The organism is Geoalkalibacter sp. (assembly GCF_030604225.1).
Classification (GTDB): domain Bacteria; phylum Desulfobacterota; class Desulfuromonadia; order Desulfuromonadales; family Geoalkalibacteraceae; genus Geoalkalibacter.
Map to the genome: position 1 here is coordinate 70,194 of NZ_JAUVWH010000001.1, position 17,642 is coordinate 87,835.

Below are 17,642 nucleotides of genomic sequence, written 5' to 3' on the forward strand. Positions count from 1 at the left end.
CCCGGGCCTCTCGGCCGCGGGCGTCACGGAATGGATTTAAATAATGGTAAAGGGAGAGAGCGTCCAGAGCACCTTGGCGTCCTGGTCGCTGATATTGTCCCAGCGATGGGGCAAATGGGACTTGAAGGACAGGCTGTCGCCTGGAGTCAGGACATACTCCTCGCCGGCGATGGTGACCTTGAGGCGCCCTTCGATCATATAGATCAGTTCGTCTCCGGGGTGATACATGTGCTGGCGGCCGCTGGTGCCGCCAGGAGGCACGGTGCAGAAAAACGACATGAACTGGGGATCGCGCAGCCCCGAGGTAAAGGATTCGGTGTGCATGTTGTGCTCATCGTCGTAAACCGTGGTATCGCGCCCGCCGGGGCGGGTAAAGACCACTTCGTTGGTGGTGCTCACCTCTTCGACGAAGTAGTTGATGCTCTTGTCAAACACGCCCGCCAGTTTCATCAGGATTTCCACCGAGGGAATGGTCAGGCCGCGCTCGACGCGGCTGATCATGTTGGAGGACACCCCGGATTTTTCCGCGAGTTCCTGAATGGTCATATCGTTTTTCAGGCGAATGGCCTTGAGTTTTTTGCCGACAATTTTCTTGATGCGCATGGGGATCGGTGCTCCGGGATGTAGGCCGTCAGATCAAGAGGTCCAGAAAAATTTTCATTTTATTGAGAAACATTGGGCGCGGGGGAAACAACCCAGAGAATTTCCGTTTGCCCGGCATGGAGATTGTCCCAGCGATGCGGCAGGGAGGCCTTGAAAACGATGGAATCCCCTTCTTCCAGCACGTAGTTCTGCCCGTCGATGACGAACTGCATCTTGCCCTTGAGCACGTAGGCGAACTCTTCCCCGGTGTGCACCATGCCCCCCTGCCCGCTGCTGCACCCCTCTTCCAGGGTGTCGCAGAAGACACTGAAACCGGGGTCGCGAATGCCATGGGTCAGGCTGGTGATCTGATGCTTGTCCTCGAAGAAAAAAATCGGCTCGCCCTTGCGCTGAATGGTCGGCACGATGAGGGTGCCGCGTTCGGCTTCCTCGACAAAAAAGCTGATGCTCATGCCGAAGGCGTCGGCCAGCTTCATGAGGATTTCCACAGAGGGGATGGTCAGGCCGCGCTCGATGCGCGAGATCATATTGGAGGAAACCCTCGATTTCCTGGCCAGTTCCTGAATTGTCATGTCATTGCGCAGGCGGGTGGACTTGAGCTTTTTGCCGATCAGTTGCTTCACCATAATGAAAGAAACTCCCAAAGATAAATAAAATGATGTTTTATCATTCTGGTTTTTGCCTGTCAACACCTCTGTCGATACGATATGAGAAAGCAAAACCAGAAATAGTATAATATTGAAAATTGTTAATTGTCAACCATGGCCAACTCAAAGGTTGACAACCCGGCGTCATTTCCTGTAATCAAGCAGTTATCTTGATTTCTGACTGTTGAATGCTGGAGAATATTTCCATGAACAACCCATTTCTGACCAAAGCTATCAACAATCAACCGCTGAGCGAAGCCGAAGGATTGGCCATCCTGCGGGCGCGCGGGGCGGAATTGACCGCGATCCTGGCGGGTGCCCACCAGTTGCGGGAAAAGACCTTCGGCGATCGCATCGAACTCTGCTCCATCATCAATGCCAAATCGGGCAAATGCAGCGAAAATTGCAGTTTCTGCGCCCAATCGGCCCATCACGACACCAACGCTCCCATTTATCCCCTCAAGAGCGAGGACGAACTGGTCGCCGGCGCTCATGCGGCGGCCGCCGCCGGCTCGCACTGCTACGGCATCGTCACCAGCGGCACCAACATCGCCGCGGGCCGCGAGCGCGACACGATTCTTGCGGCCCTGCGCCGCATCCGGCGGGAAACGACCATCGATCCCTCGGCGTCCCTCGGCCTGCTCGATGATCGGATGGCCCGGGGGTTGGCGGATGCCGGCTGCGTCACCTATCACCACAACCTGGAAACCGCCCGCTCCTTCTTTCCCCAGGTCTGCACCACCCACGACTACGAGGAAGACGTCGAAACGGTGCGCGCGGCCAAGCGCGCCGGCATGAAGGTCTGCTGCGGGGGCATTTTCGGGCTGGGCGAGAGCCTGGAGCAACGCGTCGAACTGGCCCTCACCCTGCGCGAATTGGATGTGGATTCGGTGCCCCTGAACTTTCTCAATCCCGTGGCGGGCACCCCCCTGGAAGGCGCCGGCTACCTGACCCCCCTTGATTGCGTGCGCATCATCGCCTTGTTCCGCTATCTGCTGCCGACCAAGCGCATCGCCGTCTGCGGCGGGCGCGAACACAACCTGCGCGAATTTCAGTCGTGGATTTTCATGGCCGGCGCCAGCGGCACCATGGTGGGCAATTATCTGACTACGACCGGGCGGGACGTGAACACCGACCTGCGGATGTTCGCCGACGCCGAGGTGCGTGTCGATGTCTGCTGAACAGCCCCTCGCCCCAGGGATATTCGTGACCGGTACCGACACGGGGGTCGGCAAAACCCTGGTGGCGGCCGCCCTCGCCCGCCATCTGCGGGATCAGGGCCTGAGAGTCGGGGTGATGAAGCCGGCGGAGACCGGTGTCGTCGATCCGGCACAGGAAGGCCCCGATGCCGCCTTGCTGCGCTGGGCCGCCGACTGTCGGGCACCACTGGACGATGTCGCGCCGGTGCGTCTGCGACGCCCTCTGGCGCCTTCGTTGGCCGCGGATAAAGACAAGGCATTCATCGATTTCGGCGGATTGGTGGAAAGCTCCCGGCGTCTGCGTCGCGAGCATGATTTCGTCATTGTCGAAGGGGCCGGCGGGCTGATGGTGCCCCTGGCGGGCGGCTTGCTCATGGCGGATCTGGCCCTGGCCATGAAGTTGCCCATGCTGGTAGTGTGCCGTCCGCACCTGGGGACCATCAACCACAGCCTGCTGACGGTCTTTTGCGCTCAAACCCTGGGCTTGAGCGTTGCCGGTTTCCTGATCAACGGCATGCCCGCCCACCCCGACGAGGCCATGAGTGAGGCCCCACACACCCTGGCCTCCCTGGTTCCGGCGGATTTGTTCGGCGTGCTCGACGAAGTGGCCGGCGGCGACCGGGACAAGGTTGTCGCCCTCGCCCGCCAGATTCCGGAGTTGCCCACCTACCGCATCTTGCGGCGCAACCTAGCCTGGCCGGACAAATTCTAGAATCAACCTGAGAAAAATCATTCAAGCCATGAATTACGAAGAGATTGTCCGCCTCGACCGCCGGCACGTCTGGCACCCCTGCACCCAGGAAAAGGATCATGAAGCCCTGCCGCCCATCCCCATTGCGCGCGGCGAGGGCAGCTATCTGATCACCGCGCGCGGCGAGCGGATCATCGACGCGGTCTCCTCCTGGTGGGTGAACCTCTTCGGCCACAACCATCCGCGTCTCAATCGCGCCCTCCTCGACCAATCCCAGCGCATCGCTCACCATATTTTCGCCGGCTTTACCCATGAACCGGCGGTGGAACTGGCGCGACGCCTTTGTGAAAAAGCCCCCGGCAAACTCAATCGGGTGTTTTTCGCCGACAACGGCTCGGCGGCCGTCGAGGTGGCGCTGAAGATGAGCTTTCAATACTGGCAGCAGTGCGGAAAGCCCGGCAAAACCCGGTTCGTGTCCATCAGCGAGGCTTACCACGGCGAAACCCTCGGCGCCCTGGCGGTCAGCGGCTGCGAACTCTACCGCCAGATCTACCAACCGATTCTCATGCAGGGATTTTCCGTGCCGGGTCCCGACTGCTACCGCTGTCCCTACGGCTTGCACCGCGACCATTGCGCCGCCGAGTGTTTCGAGCACATGGAGCGCACCCTCGCCGCCCATCACGAGGAAATCGCCGCCGTAATCATCGAGCCCCTGATTCAGGCGGCGGCGGGCATGCGCATCTATCCGCCCGCCTACCTCAAGAAGTTGCGCGCCTTGTGCGACAGCTTCGAGGTGCATTACATCGCCGATGAAATCGCCGTCGGCTTCGGCCGCACCGGCCGTTTTTTCGCCAACGAACACGCCGGCACCGCCCCGGATATCCTCTGCCTGTCCAAGGGCATCACCGGCGGCTATCTACCCCTGTCCGTCGCCCTGACGACGGATGAAATCTACCAGGGCTTCTACGACGACTACCCAACCCTCAAGGCCTTTCTCCATTCCCATTCCTACACGGGCAATCCCCTGGCCTGCGCCCTGGCCGTCGAGGTCATGAAAATCTTTGACGAGGAGGATATTCTCGGGGGGCTGGAACCGCGCATGCGCATGCTGGAGGAGGCGCGCCGGCGCTTCGCCGCCCATCCCCATGTCGGAGAAATGCGGCGTTGCGGCCTGGTGGCGGCGATTGAGATGGTGGAAAACAAGGAGGAAAAACGCGGCTATCCTTGGCAGCAGCGCCGTGGCTACCGCTTTTACCAAAAGGCCCTGGAGCGCGGCGCCCTGCTGCGCCCCCTGGGCAACGTCATCTATTTCATGCCGCCCCTCAACATCCCCGAGGACGTTCTGACCAGGCTCCTGGACATCGCCTGGGATTGTCTTGAGGAAATCACCCGCGAGGATTGAGCTTTCGCCGGCGAGCGAGCCACCAGAGGCCGCCGCCAAACACCAACAGCCCCCCACTGATATTGGCGGCCAGATCCCACCATTCCGCATGCCGCGCGCGGCTCACCACCCCCTGCAGGATCTCCAGGGCGCCGCCGAAGCCCATGGCAAAGACCAATCCCAGAACCAGTCCCTTGCGGCTCAACCCTTGTTGGCCGCTCCAGGCCCAGGCGGCAAGCAGAGTCATCAGGGCGTAAGCCAAGGCATGGCCGAGCTTGTCCTTGTGCAGCCAGTCGGGTCCGGTCTGCGGGAGAGATGAGGAGAGGGAAAGCCACGCCAAGGCAGCGCAATAGAGAATCAAGAGGGAATGTCTAAACAGGTTCACGGTGTGCCTCCGGGGTCAGACCTTAACCCGAAAGCATCCCCGTTGCCAAGGGCAACCCCGGCCGCGCCGCAACGTCATTGCGGCGCGGCCGGGGGATGTACCATCAACCGAGCTGATCGGCGGGCTCGTCGCACTCTTCCTCCGCCCGCGGCACCAAGGACCTGAGGAAATCAAGCAAGTGGCTGTTGAACGCCTGGAATTTCTCCAGATTCACCAGATGGCCGCCCTTGAGACTGACCGCGCGAAAACAGTTGGGCAGGTGGCGGGCGAGCATCTCTGAATGCAGGGGATGGATGACGCGATCTTCCTCGGCTCCGACCACGAGGGTGGGCAGGGACAGGCGCTTGAGCAGAGGCGTGTAATCCTTGCGGCGGCCGATGGCTTCAAGGCCCGCCGCCAGGCCGCGGGGATCGGTGCTGCGCACCCATTTGCACACTTCACGCATATCCGGCGAGCGCACCTTCTTGCCCTTGGGGGCCACGAGAACCTGCATGAAGGCTTCGCGGACCTCCTCGATCCGTCCATTTTCCAGGGCCGCGCGCAGTTCGGCACGCTTGACTCGCTCCTGCACGTCGTCACCGACGGGCCGCGTCACCACGAAACAGGCCCCCGCCACCCTTTGCGGATAGCGCTCCAGCAGATCGAAGAGAACATACCCGCCCATGGAAATGCCGCACACCACGGCGCGGCCGATGCCCAGGTAATTCAGCAAGCCCACCAGGTCGTCGGCATGAGCGTTGATATCCCCGGCATTGTCACGCAGTTCGCTTTCGCCGAAACCGCTCAGATCGGTAAGGACCACGCGAAAGCCGTCGCTGACCAAGGGTTCCACCTGGCGGCGCCACATTTTGCGGTTCAGGGGATAGCCGTGAATGAACAGAACCGCGGGGCCTTTGCCGAAATCATCATAGCCGATCTGCACGCCGTTGATTTTTGCCTTCATCGCCATCCTCCTGGTTTGGATGAGGCCCCGCCGACGGGGGGCTGCTCGTAGGGAAGTCAGGTTTGTTTAAGCCTCTTCGTTCCTTTGAGCAACCCTCGTACCAAATTTTAAAAAATTGTTTTAAAAGAATATTCCGTCATATTTTCAAGATGTTGAAAAACCAAAGCCATACCTTGGGGAAATGATCTTCTTTGCAGAAATGCGAAAGTGTCCACTTCCGCATCCGGACATCGAAGAATTTTCATACGAAGATTCAATGAGATGGCGCAACTCCACAAACTTTTTTAGCCGTTTTGCAAATATGCAAACACCATTTTACCGTATACGGTCTACTCCAGCCAATCAAAGGTACGGCTCACCGCTTTTTTCCACATGTGGTAGTTGCGGGTGCGCAGGGTGTCGTCCGCCGAAGGCTGCCAGGTCTTGTCGACACCCCAGTTTTTCCTGAGATCCTCGGGATCCTTCCAGTAGCCCACAGCCAGGCCTGCCGCGTAGGCGGCCCCCAGGGCGGTGCTTTCGGCGACCTTGGGACGAATGACCGGCACTCCGAGCACATCGGCCTGGATCTGCATGAGCAGTTCATTGGCGGTCATGCCGCCGTCGACCTTGAGGGCCCTGAGTTCCACCCCCGAATCAGCGGCCATGGCGTCGACCACCTCGCGGGTCTGATATGCCACGGCCTCCAGAGCGGCGCGGGCGAAGTGACCGCGCGTGATGAAGCGCGTCATGCCGATGACCAGGCCGCGCGCCTCGCTGCGCCAATAGGGCGCGAACAGCCCGGAAAAGGCCGGCACGAAATACATGCCGCCGTTGTCGTCGACCATCTTGGCCAGATTCTCCACGTCGGCGGCGGTGTTGATGAGACGCATGCGATCGCGCAGCCACTGCACCAGGGCGCCGCCGATGGCCACCGAGCCCTCCAGGGCATAAACGGGCTTTTGCTTGCCGAATTGATAACAGAGGGTGGTGAGCAGACCGTGCTGGGACTGAACGATGTCGGTCCCCGTGTTGAGCAGCAGAAAACAGCCGGTGCCGTAGGTATTTTTCGCCTCGCCCACCGCGAAGCAGGTCTGCCCCACGGTGGCTGCCTGCTGGTCGCCAAGCGCGCCGCACACCGGGATTTCGCCGCCGAAGGGTCCCTCGGCGCGAGTCATGCCGTAAAACTTGGGGTCGCTCGAGGGGCGGATGCGCGGCAACATGGACCGGGGGATGTCGAGTTCCGCGAGGATTTCCTCATCCCAGTCCAGAGTCTCCAGATTCATCAGCAAGGTGCGCGAGGCGTTGGTGACGTCGGTGACGTGAACCGCGCCCGCTCCGGGGCCGCCGGTGAGCTTCCAGATGATCCAGCTGTCCATGGTGCCGAACAGGGCGTCGCCGCGCTCGGCGGCATCGCGCAGGCCGGGCACATTGTCGAGCAGCCATTTGATCTTGGGCCCGGAAAAATAGGTGGCCAGGGGCAGTCCGGTCTGGGCGCGAAAGCGATCCTGACCGCCGTTTTGCGCCAACTGGTTGCAGATCTTGTCGGTGCGCGTGTCTTGCCAGACGATGGCGTTGGCGTAGGGCTGACCGGTCTTTTTGTCCCACGCCAAGGTGGTTTCGCGCTGATTGGTGACGCCGACGGCGGCGATGTCGGCGGCGATGAGCCCGGCTTTTTCCATGGCGGAGCGCACCACGTCGCGGGCGCGGTCCCAGATTTCCAGGGCATCGTGCTCGACCCAGCCGGCCTGGGGATAGATCTGCTGGTGTTCCAACTGATGATGGGCGACGACTTCGCCGCCATGGTTGAAAATCATGCAGCGGCTGCTGGTGGTTCCCTGATCCAGTGCGGCGATGTAACGGGGCATGTCGTCCTCCTTGAGCGTAGCAAAGACCTTAAATGGCCGTCTCCACCAGGTGCTGGAATATTTTTAGCTCCTCGCGGCGGCGGGGTTCGTCCCAACCCAGTTCACGCGCCAGAATCTCGGTGGTGCGCGCAGCAGCCGCGGCGGCCGCCTGGAGATCGAGCAACGCAAGTGCGGTACGCCGCACCAGCACGTCGGCAAGGCGCTCGGCCTGTTCCTCGCGGGCGGCATGGACGACCTCGGCGCCAATCAGGGGATACTCGGGATGCAGGCGCTCGCCCAGATCTCCCTGCGCCAGCTCCGCCACCTGCGCGGCACAACCACCGTAGGTCTGATGCAGATGCGCGGCGACCTCGGCAGCAAGTCCATGATCGCGCGCCAGTCCCGGCGCCCCGTGCGGATCAAAACCCTGGGCGCCGTGCAGGGCCAGCTCCGCGGTGACGCAGGTGCTTGCCGGTGCCAGGGAAAAGGCCTGGACGGCCCGATCCACGGCATCCTCGGCCATTTTACGGTAGGTGGTCCACTTGCCGCCGACGATGGTCAACAGGCCCGCTGGGCTGATTTGCACCAGATGGTCGCGAACCAGGCGGGCGGTATCGGATGATTGAGGCGCATCGAGCAGCGGGCGCAGGCCCGACCAGGTGGAACGGATGTGGTCCGGAGTGAGATCGAGATTGAAATAGCGCCGCACATGACGCAACAGGTAGGCGATGTCTGCCTGGCTGGGACGCGGATGGTCGACGATGGCGGCCGGTTCGTCGGTGGTGCCGATGAGGGTTCGGCCCTGCCAGGGCAGGATGAACAGCACCCGCTCATCCTCGGTCTTGGGGATCATCAAGCCGGCGCCGGGCGGCGCGAAGTGCTTGTCGAGGACGATATGGATGCCGGAACTGGCCTTGAGCAGCGGGCGCGTTTCGGGGTCATCGAGGCGGCGGATGTGGTCCGCGAAGGGACCGGTGGCGTTGATCACCCCCCGGGTGCGGATGATAAATTCCTCGCCGCCAATCGCGCCGCGCACTCGGGCACCACGCAAGCGCCCACCTTCCCTGATCAGTTCCACAACCTCCACATGATTGGCGGTCACCGCCCCCTGGCGGCGCGCCGTGGCGACCAGGGCCTGGATCATGCGCACGTCGTTGAACTGGCCGTCGTAGTAGAGCACCCCGGCTTTGAGCCCCTCGGCCTTGAGGAGAGGAAAGCGCCGCAGGGCTTCCTCGCGCCCGATGAGACGGCTGGAGCCCAGGCTTTTACGTCCGGCCAGGGTGTCGTAAAGCTTGAGGCCGGCAAAAACGTAGGGCACCTCAAGCCAGTTGTAAATGGGCGTGACCAGGGGCAGGCGATGGGCCAAGTGGGGCGCGTTGCGCAAAATAAGACCGCGTTCGCGCAGACCGTCCTTGACCAGCTGATACTGGGCTCGGTCGAGCCCGCGCACCGCCATCTCCAGGTAGCGCACGCCGCCATGCACCAGCTTGGTGCTGCGACTGCTGGTGCCCTCGCCGTAATCGCGCTTCTCCACCAGGGCCACTCGCAGTCCGCGCGCCGCCGCGTCCACCGCGATGCCGCAGCCCGTCGCGCCGCCGCCGACCACCAGCAGATCAAAGGGTTGGGGTGATTGCAGGGCGCGCAGGGTTTGTTCGCGGTTCATGGAGTCCTTTCCGGGCGCCGCCTCCCTGGAGGAAGCATCATGGATTCAGGAAGAAACTTTCTCCAGGGACAGGATTTTCTGCCGGTCGTCGAAGCGCAGGCGAAACCGCCCGGTAATGCCCTCGCGGGTGACGAAGGTGCGCAGGTTGGCCGCCGGCAGGCGGATACGGCGCCCGTCCTCGGAGCGAACCTGGACAAAGGCGGCCGTGCCCTGATAATAGCGCAGGTACTCCTCGGCCGGGATATGCAGACGGAAGAAGACTTCGCCGCCGGCCATGCCTAGGACGCTTCGCCCTCTTCGGCCAGGGCCGCGCGCAGCCCCGCGGCCAGATCCGGATAGCGCAGCTCGATGCCCAGTCTCTCGCGCAGGCGGCGGCTATCGAGGCGCCGCGATTCGTTGAGGTAGGAGAGCATCTCCGCGCTCAGGCGGCGGCGCGCCTCGGCCATGCTGATCTGTGGCGGGCGCGGCAGGCCGCAGGCATCGGCCACCGCGTTGAAGTAGTCAGTCATGCTGCCGCCGCTCTCGTCGCAGACGTTGAACACCTCCCCCGCCTCGCCCTTCTCACCCGCCGCCACGCAGATGCGCGCCAGATCCACGGCGTGAATGCGGTTGGAAGGCGGCGCCTCGCGCGCGTCAAGGACCGGCACGCCCTGCTCGATGCGCTTGCGCGGCAGGCGTCCCGGTCCGTAAATGCCCGGCACGCGCAGAATCACCACGGCGATGTCGCGCTCGCGCTGCACGCGCCGCAACCGCTCCTCGGCAGCCACGCGCCGTCGGGCCCGATCGGTGAGCGGCCGCAGGGGTGCTGTTTCATCCACCAGCGCTCCGCCGCAATCGCCATACACGCCGCTGGTGCTGATATAGACGATCTTCCAGGGTTTATCGGCGGCAAGGGCCTGATCGCAAAAGGCTTCCATACGCGGATCGGCACCCCCCTGATCCGGCGGCGGGGCGAAATAGTAGACCAGGCGGTTTTGCACCGCCAGACCCGCAAGGCTTGCCGGGTCATCCAGGTCACCCCGCGCAACAGCAAAGCCCAGTTCCCCGAGCTTGAGCTCCGCCTCCCGCGAACGCGCCAAGGCGCTCACCGCGACCCCGCGTTCCAGCCACAGCCGCCCGACCCGCCGCCCGATCTCTCCGCAGCCGACAATAAGAACATCCGAAAAGTTCACCATACCCGCCTTCCCCCTCCGGCGTCCTATCGCCCCAGACTCTTACCCACCACCTCGGCCACATCCCGCGAAACATCGGGCCGCTCCAGGATCTGCTCGAGCTGCGCCCGCATCAGCCGCTGCCGGTTTTCATCGTAGCGGCGCCAGTGATTGAAGGCCGCCACCAGGCGCGCGGCCAATTGCGGGTTGAAGGCGTCGATGCGCCGCACGTAATCACCGAGCAAGGCATAGCCGTCGCCCGTGACGGCATGGAAATGATAGGGGTTGGCGGTGCTGAATGCGCCGAGCAGAGACCGCACCCGATTAGGGTTGCGCAGGGTAAAGGCCGGATGGTCGAGCAGTTCCCTGACCCGCGCCCCGGCGTCGGCGCGGCCCGAAGTAGCCTGGAGGGTGAACCATTTGTCGACCACCAGGGGATCCTGTTGCCATTTCTCGTAAAAACGCGCCAGCGGCGCCGCGCCCTCGGTTCCCTCGAGCTGGGCGAGGATGCCGAGGGCCGCCAGAACATCGGTCATGTTGCCGGCGCGCTCGGCCTGATTGACGCACAGCTCCACGAACACCGGTTCATCGAGCAGGACCAGATAGCTCAGACAGGCGTTCTTGAGGCTGCGCCGCCCCACGGCCTGGGGCTCGAAAGCATAGGGTCCGGAATCGGCGTTGTCCTGCCAGACCGCCGGCAGCAGGGGCCGCAGTTCACGGGCCAGGGCCTTTTGCAGATGCTTGCGGGCCTGATGAATGGCTTCAGGATCGATGCGCTCCATCTGCTCGGCCACATAGATCTCGCTGGGCAAGAGAAGCGCCTGCGCCTTGAAGGCGGGCTCCAGGTGCGGATCGTTGAGCGTGTTGGCCAGGGCCTGGGCCAGGGCTCCGGCAGCGCCCGGCGCTCGCCCCTGCTGGACATCCCCGACCAGGCGCAGCAGCACGCGCAGCGCGAGCTGCTGGCCGCTGTCCCAGCGGTTGAAGGCATCGTCGTCGTGGCCGGCGAGAAACGCCAGCTCCGCGTCGCTCAGATCACACACCAGCTTGACCGGCGCGGAAAATCCGCGCAGCAGGGACGGCAGCGGCTCCTGCGATACGCCGACGAACTCAAAGGTCTGCCGCGTCTCGGTCAGGCTGAGCACGCGGCTGTGGCCACCGGGTTGGGCCTCGCCGCGCAGTTGCAGCGGCAGCCTTTGGCCCTGGGGGTCGAGCAGCGCCACGCCGACGGGGATATGGAAGGGCTGCTTCTCCCCCTGCCCCGGCGTGGGCGGGCAGCTCTGCCGCAGGGTCAGGGAATAGGTTTGGGCGGCGGCGTCATAGCGGCGCTCGACCTGAATTTCCGGGGTGCCGGCCTGGGTGTACCAGCGGCGGAACCGGCCGAGATCCACCCCCGCGGCATCCTCCATGGCGCGCACGAAATCGTCGGTGGTCACCGCCTGGCCGTCATGACGGGCAAAATAGAGGTCCATGCCGCGACGAAAGCCTTGTTCCCCGAGCAGGGTTTGCATCATGCGGATGACTTCCGCGCCTTTGTTGTAGATGGTCAGGGTGTAGAAATTGTTGATCTCCTCATAGCACGAGGGCCGCACCGGATGAGCCATGGGACCGGCATCCTCGGCGAACTGCGCGGTGCGCAACAGGCGCACGTCGGCGATGCGCTTGATGGCGCGCGCGCTCTGGTCGGCGGAGAATTCCTGATCGCGGAACACCGTCAGGCCCTCCTTGAGGCTCAACTGAAACCAGTCGCGGCAGGTCACGCGGTTGCCGGTCCAATTGTGGAAATACTCGTGACCGATAACGCCTTCGATATTCTGGTAATCGAGGTCGGTGGCGGTGTCGGGGCGCGCCAGGACGTACTTGGAGTTGAAGATGTTGAGCCCCTTGTTTTCCATGGCGCCCATGTTGAAATCGTCCACGGCGACGATCATGTACTGATCGAGGTCGCATTCCAGGCCGAAGCGCTCCTCGTCCCAGCGCATGGCGTTCTTCAGGGAGTGCATGGCATGGGCGCACTTGTCCAGGTTGTGCGCTTCCACGTAAATCTGCAGGGTGATGGCGCGTCCCGAACGGGTGGTGAAGGTATCTTCGAGACAGGCGAGCTTGCCCGCCACCAGGGCGAAAAGATAAGAAGGCTTGGGGAAGGGATCATCCCATTCGGCGAAGTGCCTGCCGCCTTCGAGTTCACCATGGGCCACGCGGTTGCCGTTGGCGAGCAGCACCGGAAAACTCTCGCGGTCGGCGACCAGGGTGGTGCGGTAGACAGTCATGACGTCGGGGCGGTCGGGAAAATAGGTGATGCGCCGGAAACCCTCAGGCTCGCATTGGGTGCAGAGGTTGCCGCTGGAGAGATAAAGCCCTTCCAGGGCGCCGTTATCCTTGGGGTTAAGCAAGGTTTCGACCTCAAGAACAAAACGCTCCGGCACCTCGTCCACCGCCAGGCGCTCCTGATCGCGATAATATTCATCCTCGCCAAGCTCCCTGCCATCGAGGCGCAAACCCACCAATTGCAGCTGATAGCCATCGAGCACCAGGGGTTGGTTGGGCGGATTGGACGCAGGATTGCGACACATCTCCAAGGTCGCTTTGACACGGGTGGCGGCTTCGTCGAGATCGAAATGCAGGTTGACCCGCTCGACCAGATAGGCCGGTGGGCAATAATCCTCAAGATGGATGGTTTTGTTGCGGCTCATTGGACCTCGTTTCTGAGAATTGGACACTCCGGGGAGTCATTGGCAACTTGCCTTCTCCCCTTTTGTCTCCAGCGCGCGAATTTGTCAAGGGCGACGGATGGAAAATTTTTGCGTGCCCTGTAGTTTTTTGTTGAATTTTAATTTTTTTTCCTTTAGCATCCAGCCTGAGCTAGGCTTAATTTCACTTTTTTCATTCCGTTACGGGTGTCCGCCATGAAAATCGCCTCAACTCTCCTGAACTGGCTGACCAGCGCTACGTCCAAGCCCGAGTTGAACCCGGCAAGCGCCGCTCCCGCGACCGCCAAGCCCCAGGCCGCGGCCAGCCCTTCCTCGTCGGTTCCCCAGGACCGAGTCCAGTTTTCCGAACTGGCGCAAAAACTCAGCCAGGCATCCTCCGCCGACAATGAAGCCCAGATCACCCTGGAGGAGCGACTGGCCCTGCGCCAGGATCTCGAGCCCCAAACCTACAAACCCAGCCTCATGCAGATGGCGGTGAAGTTTTTACGCTCGGGTCTCTCCTAGTTCTCAGCCCTTCATCTAAATTCATCGAGGAAAAGCCGGCAATAAGCACAGCCGGCTTTTTTTATGCCCGATTCTCTGGTAAAATCCGACAATGTCGGTAAACAATACCGGATTCACCGAAGGGCATGGAACGCATATGATGACAAACTGCTGCTGGAACCAGGATCTCACCTCCCTGAGCAGCTGCCCCAATCTTCGCGAAGGCGATGAGCCGCTGCTCTTCGACTGGAAGAAGCGGGTTCTCGAACGCTGCTTCGACTGTCCCAGATTTCTTGAGGACATGTATCAGCTCCGTCAGCAGGGTGAAAGCTCCTCCGAACTGCTTCTGCTCGGCCTGGAAAAGATCCGGGCGTTACGCACCGAAAATTTCGATCTGCGCGGCGACCTGGAAGTGCGCAACCGCGAGTTCCAGTTTCTTCACGAAGTCACTTCATCCATTCAGAGCAGCCTTGATCTCGACGAGATCATCTCCCTGGCCCTCACCGCCATCACCGCCGGCCAGGGCTTTGGTTTCAACCGGGCCATTCTCATGCTGGTCGATGCCGACCGGCAGAACCTCAGGGGCTATATCGCACTTGGCCCGCGCCGCCTGGAGGAAGCGCAGCGCATCTGGCATGAAATCGAGGAAAACCATTACAGCCTGCAGGAAATGGCGCGCCTGTTTTTCGAGCGCAAAATCGTTGCGGAGAAAGAAAAGTTTCGCGACCTTCTCGAACTGCTGTCCCTGCCCCTCTCGCGCGTGGATCACCTGTTCATTCAAACCCTCAACGGATCGCAAAGCCGCCATATCCTCAACCTCTGGCATGAGTTCAGCATCGATCGTCATCAGGTGGAGGCGTTGGAGGTCGACGAAATAGTGCTGGTGCCCCTGAAAAGTCGCAATCGGCGCATCGGACTGCTGCTGGCCGACAACATCGTCAATCGCCGCCAGATCTCGCCCCAGGATCTGCAATCCCTGGAATCCTTTGCCCTGCCCATGGCCTTCGCCCTGGAGCGCGGCTCGCTGTACGAGCAGTTGCAGGGGGAGTTGGGCAAGGTGCGCGAGGCCAATCAGCTGCTCCAGCAGCAGCAGGAACAGATCGTGCGCATGGAAAAAATGGCTTTGGTGGGGAAAATCGTCTCCCACTTTTCCCATTCCATCCGCAATCCGCTGATGATCATCGGCGGCTTCGCTCGGTCACTGAGCCGCCAGATTCCCGAGGACGACGAACGGCGGCGCTATATCGAATCCATCGTCCGCGAAGCGCGCAAGCTTGAGGATGTTCTTCAGGATGCCCTCAACTACTCCGAGTCCCTCTATCCGACCTTCGACCTCTGGGACATCAACCAGGTGCTGACCACCGTGTACGGCAGCCTGCTGGAGGATATCGACCTCGCCGGCATCAGCGCCCGCCTCGACCTGGCGCCCGGCCTGCCGCCGGTGCGCATGGATTTCAAACAGATCAGCTACAGCCTGCGCAGCATCATCAACAATGCCCTTGAAGCCATGCCGGGCGGGGGCACCCTGACCCTCGCCACCCAGCGCATCGACCAGGAACTGCGGATCAGCATCAGCGATACGGGACCGGGCATCGACCCGGATGTGCTGCGCCTGGTCGACTCACCTTTTGCCACCACCAACGGCAAGACCAGCGGGCTGAGCCTGTCCCTGTGTTCACGGATTCTGCAAAGCCACGGCGGCCGGCTGCATATCGGCAACGCCGAAACGGGCGGGGCCGTGATTTCCCTGTATCTGCCCCTCGGCTAGCCCTCCACGTCTTTGCTTTTTGCGCGCGCATCTGCCATCATGCCGCGACCTTGCCCAATCTCCCTCACGGATGCCCCATGTCTGCCTTCGCCCAAACCCTGGTTCCCCACCCCGTTGTGCTCCCAGTGAAAGACCTGCGGCGCATGATCCGCCTCGTTCGTGATCTCCACGCCCTGAGCCGCCATTGCGGGTATCGGGAGTTGGTGCATCGCACGGCATCGCCCCTTGCCCAATTCGACCCGGGACACGATGCCGTGCTCATGGGCTACGATTTTCATCTCGGCCCCGCCGGGCCAAGACTCATTGAAGTCAACACCAATGCCGGCGGCACCCTTTTGGCCAGTCTTGCCCAGTGCACCCAGGAAACACCCGGCCCCCTGCGGCTCTCACCGCGCCTCGGAGAGCGAATCCTCGCATCCTTCCTTGCGGAAATGCAGCGTCAAAGCGCGGGCACGCGCCTGCGGCCGCGACGCGTTGCCATTGTCGACGAGCAACCCCAGGCCCAGTTTCTTTATCCGGAAATGCAGGCGATTCGCGAGCTCTTCGAAGCGGTGGGGATTGCCGCGGTCATCATCGAACCGGGGGAACTGGAGGAGCGGGATGATGGGCTTTATCACGAGGGTAAAGTGGTGGATCTGATCTACAATCGGCACTGCGATTTTTATCTGGAAACGCCAGCCATGGCGGCGATCGCCCGAGCCTATCAGGCGCGGCGCCTGTGCCTGACGCCGAATCCCTTTGTCTATGCCTTGCTGGGGGACAAGCGCCGCATGATCCTGTGGTCCGACGCAAACATTCTGGACGGCTTGCATCTGCCCGAAAAAACCCGCGCCCACCTCCTGGAGATGGTTCCCACCACCCGCCTGCTGGCGGATCTGGGAGAGGAAGCGGCCTGGAGCGGGCGCAAGTACCTGGTTTTCAAGCCCAGTACGCGTTTTGGCAGTCGCGGCGTCTACGTTGGCGAACGCATCGCCCGCAGCCGTTTTGCTTCCCTCCCTCCCAATGAAACCCTGGCCCAGGCCCTGGTGCCGCCGTCCCTGACCTATGTGCCGGGGCGGGAGCGCCCCCTTAAGACCGACTTTCGTCTCTTTGCCTACCAAGACCGGGTGCATGGAGTGGCCGCGCGCCTCTACACCGGGCAGGTAACCAATCTGCAATCCGAGGGCAGCGGCTTCGCGCCGGTGCGGATTGGGGCGTAGAAGCACGACAGGGCGCGATCTGGGCGCACATCGGTGCGCCCCTACTGGACGGCAGGGAATTTGCTGGTGATGTTGTTGCGCAACCACTGAGGATCCCACCACTCGATGGGATTTACAGACACGCCCGACACGGTCATCTCGAAATGCAGATGGTCGCCGCCCGCCATGCCCGTCGCGCCGCTGGTGCCGAGCAGATCGCCCTTCTGCACCCGATCGCCCACCGCCACGTCGATGCGCGTGAGATGCGCATAGATGCTCTGCAACCCCAGGCCGTGATCGAGAATCACGCAGTTTCCATAGATCCCGAGAAAATCCGCGAAAATCACCCGCCCATGATTGCCGGCCTTGATCGGGGCCTGGCGTACCGAAGCCAAATCGACCCCCATGTGGGTCGCCTCGTCAATCTTTTGCCCCTGATAAATATAGCTGCGCCGGTCGGCGTATTGCGCCATGTTGGCCGCGCTGCCCATGCGCAGGAAATCTCCCCGCCACAGGGGTTCGGGCAGAGTGTCGCGACCCATCTCGCGAATGGCGGCCGTGTTGCTCGCACGCATCTCGCTGTTTACCCGCAGAAAAACATCCAACAGGGAGGGCGCGTCGGGGTAATCACGCTCGAACTGGGGCATGACCGTGGCGAGAAAGTTATCCGAGATATTAATGCTGTCCTGCCGGAAACGCCGGGCATTGGCATGAAAGGCAAACCCGCCGCGCCCCTCGTTGCCGGCCAGGTCGACAGCGATCAGGCGCGGGGTGAACTCGGCGGTGCTCAGATGGTGAGGAAAGGCGAAGAGCGCGACATACTCGCCGGACGGCTGGCGAAATCCGGGGAAGTAATACTCACCGACCTCGATACCGGATTGTTTCACCGCTTCCGAAACCGTGTAGACGATGAGCGCGGTACCTCCCTGATTGATGTTGTGGGTGGTGCTCTGGACCGTCACGCGCGGCGGCGTGCCGTCGTAGGTCAGGCTGAAAACCTGATCGGTGGTGTTGCCGGA

The 17,642-nt window shown here is 62.1% G+C and carries 16 protein-coding genes; 6 read left to right on the forward strand and 10 right to left on the reverse strand.

Features of this window, described 5'->3' with window-relative positions:
* Positions 1–36: 36 nt before the first annotated feature.
* Together QAT43_RS00375 and QAT43_RS00380 are read right to left on the reverse strand one after the other, a co-directional pair.
* Positions 37–603 carry a helix-turn-helix domain-containing protein gene (locus QAT43_RS00375; RefSeq protein ID WP_305041033.1) on the reverse strand — a complete coding sequence of 189 codons (567 nt, stop codon included), beginning with the start codon at positions 601–603 and terminating at the stop codon, positions 37–39.
* 59 nt (positions 604–662) lie between these two features.
* Positions 663–1,229 carry a helix-turn-helix domain-containing protein gene (locus QAT43_RS00380; protein ID WP_305041034.1) on the reverse strand — a complete coding sequence of 189 codons (567 nt, stop codon included), beginning with the start codon at positions 1,227–1,229 and terminating at the stop codon, positions 663–665.
* Positions 1,230–1,456: 227 nt separating this feature from the next.
* On the opposite strand from QAT43_RS00380, the gene bioB reads away from it, so the two are divergent.
* Genes bioB through bioA form a run of 3 tightly spaced genes read left to right on the forward strand, consistent with a single transcriptional unit; the run spans position 1,457 to position 4,542 of the window.
* Complete coding sequence (gene bioB, locus QAT43_RS00385; RefSeq protein ID WP_305041035.1) at positions 1,457–2,431, forward strand: biotin synthase BioB; 975 nt, start codon at positions 1,457–1,459, stop codon at positions 2,429–2,431.
* Positions 2,421–3,161, forward strand: coding sequence for a dethiobiotin synthase (gene bioD, locus QAT43_RS00390; RefSeq protein WP_305041036.1), 741 nt, complete (start codon positions 2,421–2,423; stop codon positions 3,159–3,161). Before bioB ends, bioD begins: the two co-directional genes overlap by 11 nt.
* A gap of 28 nt (positions 3,162–3,189) precedes the next feature.
* On the forward strand, positions 3,190–4,542 hold the full coding sequence (bioA, locus tag QAT43_RS00395) for an adenosylmethionine--8-amino-7-oxononanoate transaminase (RefSeq protein ID WP_305041037.1): 1,353 nt from the start codon (positions 3,190–3,192) through the stop codon (positions 4,540–4,542).
* On the opposite strand, the gene QAT43_RS00400 is transcribed toward bioA, so the two are convergent.
* The 7 genes from QAT43_RS00400 to pepN form a co-directional block, all read right to left on the reverse strand.
* The gene (locus QAT43_RS00400) at positions 4,526–4,906 is read right to left on the reverse strand and encodes a VanZ family protein (RefSeq protein WP_305041038.1); all 381 of its coding nucleotides are present in this window, start codon (positions 4,904–4,906) and stop codon (positions 4,526–4,528) included. The two genes, bioA and QAT43_RS00400, sit on opposite strands and share 17 nt — an antisense overlap.
* A 103-nt stretch (positions 4,907–5,009) precedes the next feature.
* Complete coding sequence (locus QAT43_RS00405) at positions 5,010–5,849, reverse strand: alpha/beta fold hydrolase (protein ID WP_305041039.1); 840 nt, start codon at positions 5,847–5,849, stop codon at positions 5,010–5,012.
* 329 nt (positions 5,850–6,178) lie between these two features.
* A complete protein-coding gene (glpK, locus tag QAT43_RS00410; protein ID WP_305041040.1) occupies positions 6,179–7,693 on the reverse strand; it encodes a glycerol kinase GlpK in 1,515 nt (504 codons plus the stop codon).
* 28 nt (positions 7,694–7,721) lie between these two features.
* Positions 7,722–9,335, reverse strand: a complete 1,614-nt coding sequence (locus tag QAT43_RS00415) for a glycerol-3-phosphate dehydrogenase/oxidase (RefSeq protein WP_305041041.1) — start codon at positions 9,333–9,335, stop codon at positions 7,722–7,724.
* Positions 9,336–9,380: 45 nt separating this feature from the next.
* Positions 9,381–9,611: a DUF2835 domain-containing protein gene (locus QAT43_RS00420; RefSeq protein WP_305041042.1), complete on the reverse strand. Its 231-nt coding sequence runs from the start codon at positions 9,609–9,611 to the stop codon at positions 9,381–9,383.
* A 2-nt stretch (positions 9,612–9,613) separates the two neighbouring features.
* Positions 9,614–10,510, reverse strand: a complete 897-nt coding sequence (locus QAT43_RS00425; protein WP_305041043.1) for an SDR family oxidoreductase — start codon at positions 10,508–10,510, stop codon at positions 9,614–9,616.
* 23 nt (positions 10,511–10,533) lie between these two features.
* Positions 10,534–13,176: an aminopeptidase N gene (gene pepN / locus QAT43_RS00430; protein WP_305041044.1), complete on the reverse strand. Its 2,643-nt coding sequence runs from the start codon at positions 13,174–13,176 to the stop codon at positions 10,534–10,536.
* A 213-nt stretch (positions 13,177–13,389) separates the two neighbouring features.
* On the opposite strand from pepN, the gene QAT43_RS00435 reads away from it, so the two are divergent.
* The 3 genes from QAT43_RS00435 to QAT43_RS00445 all read left to right on the forward strand — a co-directional run bounded on the left by QAT43_RS00435 (position 13,390) and on the right by QAT43_RS00445 (position 16,644).
* Entirely contained in the window at positions 13,390–13,698 is a 309-nt protein-coding gene (locus QAT43_RS00435) for a hypothetical protein (RefSeq protein WP_305041045.1), read from the forward strand.
* A 136-nt stretch (positions 13,699–13,834) separates the two neighbouring features.
* Positions 13,835–15,445: a sensor histidine kinase gene (locus tag QAT43_RS00440; protein WP_305041046.1), complete on the forward strand. Its 1,611-nt coding sequence runs from the start codon at positions 13,835–13,837 to the stop codon at positions 15,443–15,445.
* 77 nt (positions 15,446–15,522) lie between these two features.
* A complete protein-coding gene (locus QAT43_RS00445; RefSeq protein ID WP_305041047.1) occupies positions 15,523–16,644 on the forward strand; it encodes a hypothetical protein in 1,122 nt (373 codons plus the stop codon).
* Between the two features lie 41 nt (positions 16,645–16,685).
* Here the strand turns inward: QAT43_RS00445 and QAT43_RS00450 are convergent.
* Positions 16,686–17,642: M23 family metallopeptidase (locus tag QAT43_RS00450; RefSeq protein ID WP_305041048.1), on the reverse strand; the 957-nt coding region annotated here is incomplete at its 5' end.